The organism is Microbacterium sp. K24 (assembly GCF_004794465.1).
Lineage (GTDB): Bacteria > Actinomycetota > Actinomycetes > Actinomycetales > Microbacteriaceae > Microbacterium.
The window spans coordinates 1-6985 of record NZ_SSDJ01000125.1 but is presented as its reverse complement, the minus strand read 5'-3'; the positions used below and the strand labels follow the sequence as shown (position 1 = coordinate 6985).

The following is a 6985-nucleotide window of genomic DNA, read 5'->3' as shown; positions in this document are numbered from 1 at the left end:
GGCCGCGTCGGCGCGAGCGAGTTCGTCACGCGCGTCGTGCGCGGCGTCGACCCCTCGCGCCCCACCCCGCCCTGGATGATCGCGCGGCTCAGCCTCGCCGGCATGCGCTCGCTGGGTGTGCTCATCGACATCACGAACTACGTGATGCTCGAGCTCGGCCAGCCGCTGCACGGCTACGATCTCGACAAGCTCGCCGGCGGCATCACCGTGCGCCGCGCCGTGCCGGGGGAGAAGATGACGACCCTCGACGGCGTCGAGCGCGCGCTGCATGTCGAGGACCTGCTCATCACCGACGAGTCCGGCCCGATCGGCCTCGCCGGCGTCATGGGCGGCGGCACGACCGAGATGAGCGAGACCACGAGCAACGTGCTCATCGAGGCCGCCATCTTCGACCCGACGACCATCGCCCGCTCGGCCCGCCGTCACAAGCTGCCCAGCGAGGCCTCCAAGCGGTTCGAGCGCGGCGTCGACCCGCTCGTCCCGTTCGTCGCCGCCCGGCGCGCGGCCGACCTCATGGTCGAGCTCGCCGGCGGCACCCTCACGGAAGAGGGCGGCGCGCTGTTCGCCGAGGTCTACGTCGCGGACATCGAGCTCCCCGCCGGATTCGTGCAGGGTCTGATCGGCGTCGACTACACGGATGCCGAGATCACCGGCGCGCTCACCACGATCGGCGCGGAGGTCACGGCCTCCGAGGCGGGCTGGACCGTCATCCCGCCGACCTGGCGCCCCGACCTCACCGACAAGTGGACGCTCGCGGAGGAGGTCGCCCGTATCCACGGTCTCGACCGCATCCCGTCCGTGCTCCCGACCCCGCCCTCGGGCCGCGGCCTCACCGCGCACCAGCAGGGTCATCGTCGTGTCGCCGACGCGCTGGCCGCCGCCGGTCTCGTCGAGACCCCGGCCTTCCCGTTCACGACCGAGGCGCAGAACGACCTCCACGGCTCGGCATCCGGCGAGCACCTGCCCAGCATCCGCCTGGCGAACCCGCTCGACGGCCAGGCGCCGTACCTGCGCCGCTCGCTGATCCCGGGGCTGCTGCAGACCGCGCACCGCAACATCGCTCGCGGCCTGACCGACATCGCGATCTTCGAGACCGGCGTCGTGTTCCTCCCGGAGCCGGGCGTCGAGTACGGCACGGACGACGTGCCGCCGCTCGGGGAGCGTCCGTCGGACGAGAAGCTCGCGGAGCTGAACGCCTCGATCCCGCCCCAGCATCGTCACGTGGCCGTGCTGCTCACCGGCAACGTCTCGCCGCGTCAGCCCGGCCGGCCCGCCGAAGCCGCCGGTCTCGCGGAGGCGCTCGATGCGGTGCGTGTGATCGCTGCCGCCGCCGGTGTGGAGATCGACGTCGTCCAGGCCGAGCGCGCGGCGCTCCATCCCGGACGCACCGGCGCACTCCGCGTCGGCGACGAGGAGATCGGCTACGTGGGCGAGCTGCACCCTGTCGTCGCGGATGATGCCGATCTGCCGGGCCGCGCGACCGTGCTGGAACTCGATCTCGACCGGATCCTCTCGCTCGCCGGTGGCCGGATCGTCGCCGCGTCGCTGTCGACCTTCACCGCAGCCACGCAGGACGTCTCGCTCACCGTGCCCGCGGATGTTCCCGCGGGCGAGGTGCGAGCCGCGCTGGCCGCGGGCGCGGGTACGCTGCTCGAGTCGGTGCGTCTCGTGGACGACTACCGCGGGGAGGGCGTACCGGACGGGTCGAAGAGTCTGACGTTCGCACTCCGCTTCCGCGCGGACGACCGCACGCTCACGGCAGCGGAGGCCACCGAGGCCAAGCTCGCCGGAGTGGCCGTCGCCGCCGAGCGGTTCGGTGCGGCGCTGCGCGACTGATCGCGGTCCGAACCGGACGGCGACGTTCCGTCGAACGGCGACGGCGCCGGAGTAGCGTGGCGGGATGAGCATCCTCCCCCAGGGCACTCCGGCCGCCGTCCCCGACGGCGCGCGACCGCTCGGCGATGGACCCTTCCTTCCGCCGGGGGCGCAGATCGATTGGCATTACCGCAAGCCCGGGTGGCAGCCGGGGGAGCCGTCGACGATCTCTCCGATGCGCGTGGTGCGCGACGACGAGCATGGGCTGGTCGCCTGGCTCGCCCCGGGGACTCTGCAGGAATCGCAGGGCGCACCGGATGGACAGCGAGTGCGCACGGTGCCCCTCGCGCGCCGGTGGTTGGAGGAGCGCACCCGCATCGTCGAGGAGTGGTGGGGCCACGGCGTGCTGCGCATCGCTCCCGCCGGGCTCCCGTGGTCGGTGTGGCTGTTCTGGTCGGACGTGTCGGGCAGCGACTGGACCTTCGCAGGCTGGTACGTGAACCTCGAGAACGCGCACCTCCGCACCGATCACGACACCTACTCGTCGGACCACATCCTCGACGTCGAGATCTCGCCCGACGGGACCGTCCATCTCAAGGACGAGGACGAGCTCGTCGCCGCGATCGACCAGGGACGCCTCAGTCCGGAGCAGGCCGCCCAGATCGAGCGTCACGCCGACGCGGCGATCGCTTCGTTCGAAGCGGGGGATTGGCCGTTCGACGACGAGTGGCGTGACTGGCGACCGGACCCGACGTGGACGGTGCCCGAGTTGGCGGGACTCGACGAGCTGCGAGCAGAGGGCTGACCTCCCTGCTCTGAGCGGAGAGAGCTTCCCTCGGGTACCGGATGCTGGTGACATGGACTCATGACGGACGTGCTGATCCTCGGCGGGACGGGCTGGCTCTCGGGGCGGATCGCCCGGCGCTGGCTGGATGCCGGTGCGTCGGTGACCTGCCTCGCCCGCGGCGAGCGTGCCGCGCCTGAGGGCGCCGCGCTCGTGCGCGGTGATCGGGACGACCCCGAGGCCTACGCGGCTCTGGTCGCACGCGATTGGGATCAGGTGGTCGACATCTCCTCCCAGGCGGCGCATGTCGCCGCGGCGGTCGCTGCACTCGGGGATCGTGCTGGCCGGTGGACGTACGTGTCGTCGATGTCGGTCTACTCCGATGACGAGACGATCGGAGCGGACGAGTCGGCGCCCCGGCATCCGCCCGCTCAGCCGGGGGACGAGTACGAGTACGGGGCGCAGAAGTCCGCCGCGGAGGATGCCGTCGCGACCCTTGCCGAGCGTGCTCTCATCGTGCGTCCGGGACTCATCGTCGGCGACGGCGACCCGAGCGATCGGTTCGGGTACTGGGCGGCCGCGTTCACGAGGGCCGGCGATGAGCCTGTGCTGCTCCCGCCGGTCGACGGCCGCACGGCTCAGGTGATCGACGTCGACGACCTCGCCGCCTACGTCGTCACGACGTCAGCAGACGGCGCGGTCAACACGATCGGCGATGTGCATCCGCTGGCCGACGTGCTGGATGCCGTCCGCGCCGCGTCGGGGCACACGGGTGAGACGGTCGTCGCCTCGGAGGAGTGGCTTCTCGCGCACGGCGTCGAGTACTGGATGGGCGAGCGTTCGCTCCCGCTCTGGCTTCCGGCCGAGATGACCGGATTCATGACCCGCACCAACGCGCTGTTCCGTGCGACGGGAGGCACGTTCCGACCGCTCGTCGACACCATCGCGCACGTCGTGGACGACGAGCGCGCACGCGGAGTCGATCGCGACCGGCGCGCGGGACTCAGGAGGTCGGAGGAGCGGGAGCTGCTGGCCGAACTCGGTCGCTAGACTTCGAGCAGTGACACGGGGTGCCGCATCCGCGGCTGAGAACAGACCCGTCGAACCTGATCTAGTTCGTACTAGCGAAGGGATGTCGCCCATGAGCGATCGTCTGCGTCCGGAATCCGCCATCGATCTCGCCGACTCGGCGGGGATACTGCTGGAGGTGCTGCGCGATGCCCCGCCGTTGACGCACTGCATCACCAACGCGGTCGTCACCGGCTTCACGGCCAACGTGCTGCTCGCCGTCGGCGCGGCGCCCGCCATGGTCGACATCGTCGGCGAGGCGGGGATGTTCGCGGGCGTCGCCTCGGGGCTCCTGATCAACCTCGGCACGCCGACGCCCGAGCAGCGCGCGGCCGCTCTCGAGGCGGTCGCCGGGGCCACGACATCGGGGACCCCGTGGGTGCTCGATCCCGTGGCCATCGGCGCCCTGCCGGTGCGCACCGGCCTCGCGCACGAGCTCGTCGACCAGCGCCCGACCGCTGTGCGCGGGAACGCCTCCGAGATCCTCGCGCTGGCCGGCCTCAGCGCGGGCGGGCGCGGCGTGGATGCCACGGACACCACGGATGCCGCCGCCGACGCCGCCGCATCGCTGGCACGCCGGTTCGGGTGCGTCGTCGCCGTGTCCGGTCCGATCGACCTGATCACGGATGGGGAGCGGGCGCTGCGCCTGGCGAACGGACACGAGCTGCTCACCCGCGTCACCGGCGGAGGCTGCGCCCTGGGCGCCGTGATGGCCGCGTTCCTCGGCGCGGCGAGGGCCACGGGGACCGATGCGCTCACCGCCGTCGCCGCAGCGAGCCTGGTCTACACGATCGCGGCGGAGCAGGCCGCGCGGCGGTCGTCAGGTCCCGGCAGCTTCGCCGTCGCTCTGCTGGACGCGCTCGCCGCAGTGAGTGCCGAGGACATCGTCGCCGCAGCCCGCGTCGAGGGCGGCACGTGGTGATCGCCGATCTCTCGCTCTACCTCGTCACCGACCCCGGGCTCTGCGGGGAGCGCGGCGTCGTCGAGACTGTCCGTCAGGCCGTCGACGGGGGAGTGCGCATCGTGCAGCTGCGCGACAAAGCCGCCACCGATGGCGAGATCGTCGATCAGCTCATCGAGTTGTCGCGGGTGATCGACGGCCGCGCGCTGCTCGTCGTGAACGATCGTCTGGATGCCGCCGTCGCCGCGCGTGAACGCGGAGCACGTGTCGACGGGGTGCATCTGGGCCAGGGCGATGCGTCGGTGCTGCGTGCGCGAGAGGCGCTCGGGCCCGATGCGGTGATCGGGCTGACCGCGAACAGCCGGGCGCATCTCGACGCGGTGCTCGCGCTCCCGCCCGGCACCGTCGACCACCTCGGGGTCGGCGTGATCCGCCCCACGAGCACGAAGCCCGACCATCCGCCGGCTCTGGGGATCGAGGGCTTCCGAGCGTTCGCGGCGGCGAGCCCGCTGCCCTGCGTGGCGATCGGAGGAGTCGGCATCGACGACACCGAGGATCTGCGCGATGCGGGTGCGGCGGGACTCGCGGTCGTCTCTGCCCTATGCACCGCCGATGATCCGAAGGGTGTCGCGACGCAATTCCGCCGGCGGTGGCGTGCCGGTGCGGTGCCCCGCGTCCTCACCATCGCGGGAAGCGACCCGTCCGGAGGAGCCGGCATCCAGGCGGACCTCAAGTCGATCGCCGCGAACGGCGGCTACGGGATGGCCGCGGTCACGGCCCTGACCGTGCAGAACACGCAGGGCGTGCGCGCCGTGCACGTGCCGCCGGCGGACTTCCTGCGCGCACAGCTCGAGGCGCTGTCGGACGACATCGTCATCGACGCCGTCAAGATCGGGATGCTGGCCGACGCCGAGGTCATCCGTGTCGTGGGGGCATGGCTCGACGCCATCCGTCCTCCCCACGTCGTGCTCGACCCGGTGATGGTCGCGACCTCGGGTGACCGGCTGCTCGATCCCGAGGCCGAGGGAGCGCTGCGCGGACTGCTCCGCCGCGCGCACCTGATCACGCCCAACCTCGCTGAACTCGCTGCGCTCGCAGGTCGCGACCTCGACGGTTGGGCGGACGCCCTCGCCGCTGCCGAGGAGCTGTCTGCGGATATCGGAGCCGCCGTGCTCGTGAAGGGCGGGCACCTGGACGGAGACGACGCTCCCGACGCCCTGATAGACGCGCGCCGCGGCTGGCGGCAGGAGTTCACCGGATCCCGCATCGACACGCGGAACACGCACGGCACCGGCTGCTCGCTATCGTCGGCACTCGCCACTCGCCTCGCGCAGGGAGAGGACGCTCCGACCGCCGTGCGCAGTGCCCGTGCGTGGCTGCGGGAGTCGCTGCGGAACGGCGAGACGCTGCGCGTCGGACACGGACACGGCCCGATCAGCCATTTCTCCGGTCTGTGGGCGCGCGGCGGCCTCGACACGCGGCCGTCGGCCGCCGAGGTCGAGGCGGAGTGGTGGCAGCACATCGCCGGCATCCGTCGCGGGATCGACGAGCTGCCGTTCATCCGTGCGCTCGCCGACGGATCACTCGAACGCGAGCCGTTCCTGTTCTACCTGGCGCAGGACGCCCTGTACCTGCGCGACTACGCACGGGTGCTGGCCGAGGCAGCCCGGCTGGCCCCGACCTCGGCGGAGCAGGCGTTCTGGGCGAACTCCGCACACGGCGCCATCGTCGGCGAGCTCGAACTGCACGCCTCGTGGCTGACGCCGTCGCAGGGTGTCAACGGTGCGACCTTCGCGGCGGAGCCGTCGGACACCACCACGGCGTATCTCGACCACCTGCGCTCCGTCGCGTTCGGCGGCGACCACCGTGTGCTGGTCGCGGCACTTCTGCCCTGCTTCTGGCTGTACACCGACCTCGGGCAGCGGCTGCACGCGGGAGAGTTCGGCGACCATGCCCGCGATCCGCGGCATCCGTACGCCTCCTGGCTCGAGACTTACGCCGATCCGGCCTTCACGGAGGCGACCCGGCAGGCGATCGACGTCGTCACGGGCGCGGCGGCGACGGCGGATGCCGAGACGCGGCAGCGGATGCTGAGGGCGTTCGAGGTGTCGAGCGCCCACGAGCTCGCCTTCTTCGCGGCGCCGATGGAGCGTCATCCGGTCGTGTGACGACGTGGATTTGCGGATGCCGCTCCGCCCGCGCTACTGTCGCGACATGCCTTCGGCCGTCTCCGCTTCGATCACGCTCGTTCCGAGCGTCATCGTCGTGCGCCGACGCCGCGGCGGCCGCCGACTCTAGGCGACCCTGCATTCCTGCCTGCGCACGCGCGGCGGTCGAGTGCCGGTGTCGCCGCCTCGGCCCCGACCATGGTCCCCGGTATCTCGGGGAGCCCGACCGTTAAGGTAGAAGCATGACGT

Annotated in this window: 5 protein-coding genes and 1 riboswitch; all 5 genes read left to right on the top strand. The window is 71.9% G+C overall.

Features of this window, described 5'->3' with window-relative positions; genetic code table 11:
• A partial coding sequence (pheT, locus tag DW306_RS12510; protein WP_136055923.1) for a phenylalanine--tRNA ligase subunit beta occupies window positions 1-1836 on the top strand: 1836 nt, incomplete at its 5' end.
• 64 nt (window positions 1837-1900) lie between these two features.
• Window positions 1901-2620: a DUF402 domain-containing protein gene (locus DW306_RS12505; RefSeq protein ID WP_136055922.1), complete on the top strand. Its 720-nt coding sequence runs from the start codon at window positions 1901-1903 to the stop codon at window positions 2618-2620.
• A gap of 60 nt (window positions 2621-2680) precedes the next feature.
• A complete protein-coding gene (locus tag DW306_RS12500) occupies window positions 2681-3649 on the top strand; it encodes an NAD-dependent epimerase/dehydratase family protein (RefSeq protein WP_136055921.1) in 969 nt (322 codons plus the stop codon).
• 6 nt (window positions 3650-3655) lie between these two features.
• Window positions 3656-3749: riboswitch (TPP riboswitch) on the top strand.
• On the top strand, window positions 3741-4589 hold the full coding sequence (thiM, locus tag DW306_RS12495; protein WP_136055920.1) for a hydroxyethylthiazole kinase: 849 nt from the start codon (window positions 3741-3743) through the stop codon (window positions 4587-4589). It overlaps the preceding riboswitch by 9 nt.
• Window positions 4583-6736, top strand: a complete 2154-nt coding sequence (locus DW306_RS12490) for a bifunctional hydroxymethylpyrimidine kinase/phosphomethylpyrimidine kinase (RefSeq protein WP_342670854.1) — start codon at window positions 4583-4585, stop codon at window positions 6734-6736. Before thiM ends, DW306_RS12490 begins: the two co-directional genes overlap by 7 nt.
• Window positions 6737-6985: the final 249 nt, after the last annotated feature.

What these genes read in the sequence shown, in the direction of transcription:
- DW306_RS12505 (WP_136055922.1), top strand. Translation starts at nt 1,901, where the DNA reads ATGAGCATCCTCCCCCAGGGCACTCCGGCCGCCGTCCCCGACGGCGCG.
- DW306_RS12500 (WP_136055921.1), top strand. Translation starts at nt 2,681, where the DNA reads ATGACGGACGTGCTGATCCTCGGCGGGACGGGCTGGCTCTCGGGGCGG.
- thiM (WP_136055920.1), top strand. Translation starts at nt 3,741, where the DNA reads ATGAGCGATCGTCTGCGTCCGGAATCCGCCATCGATCTCGCCGACTCG.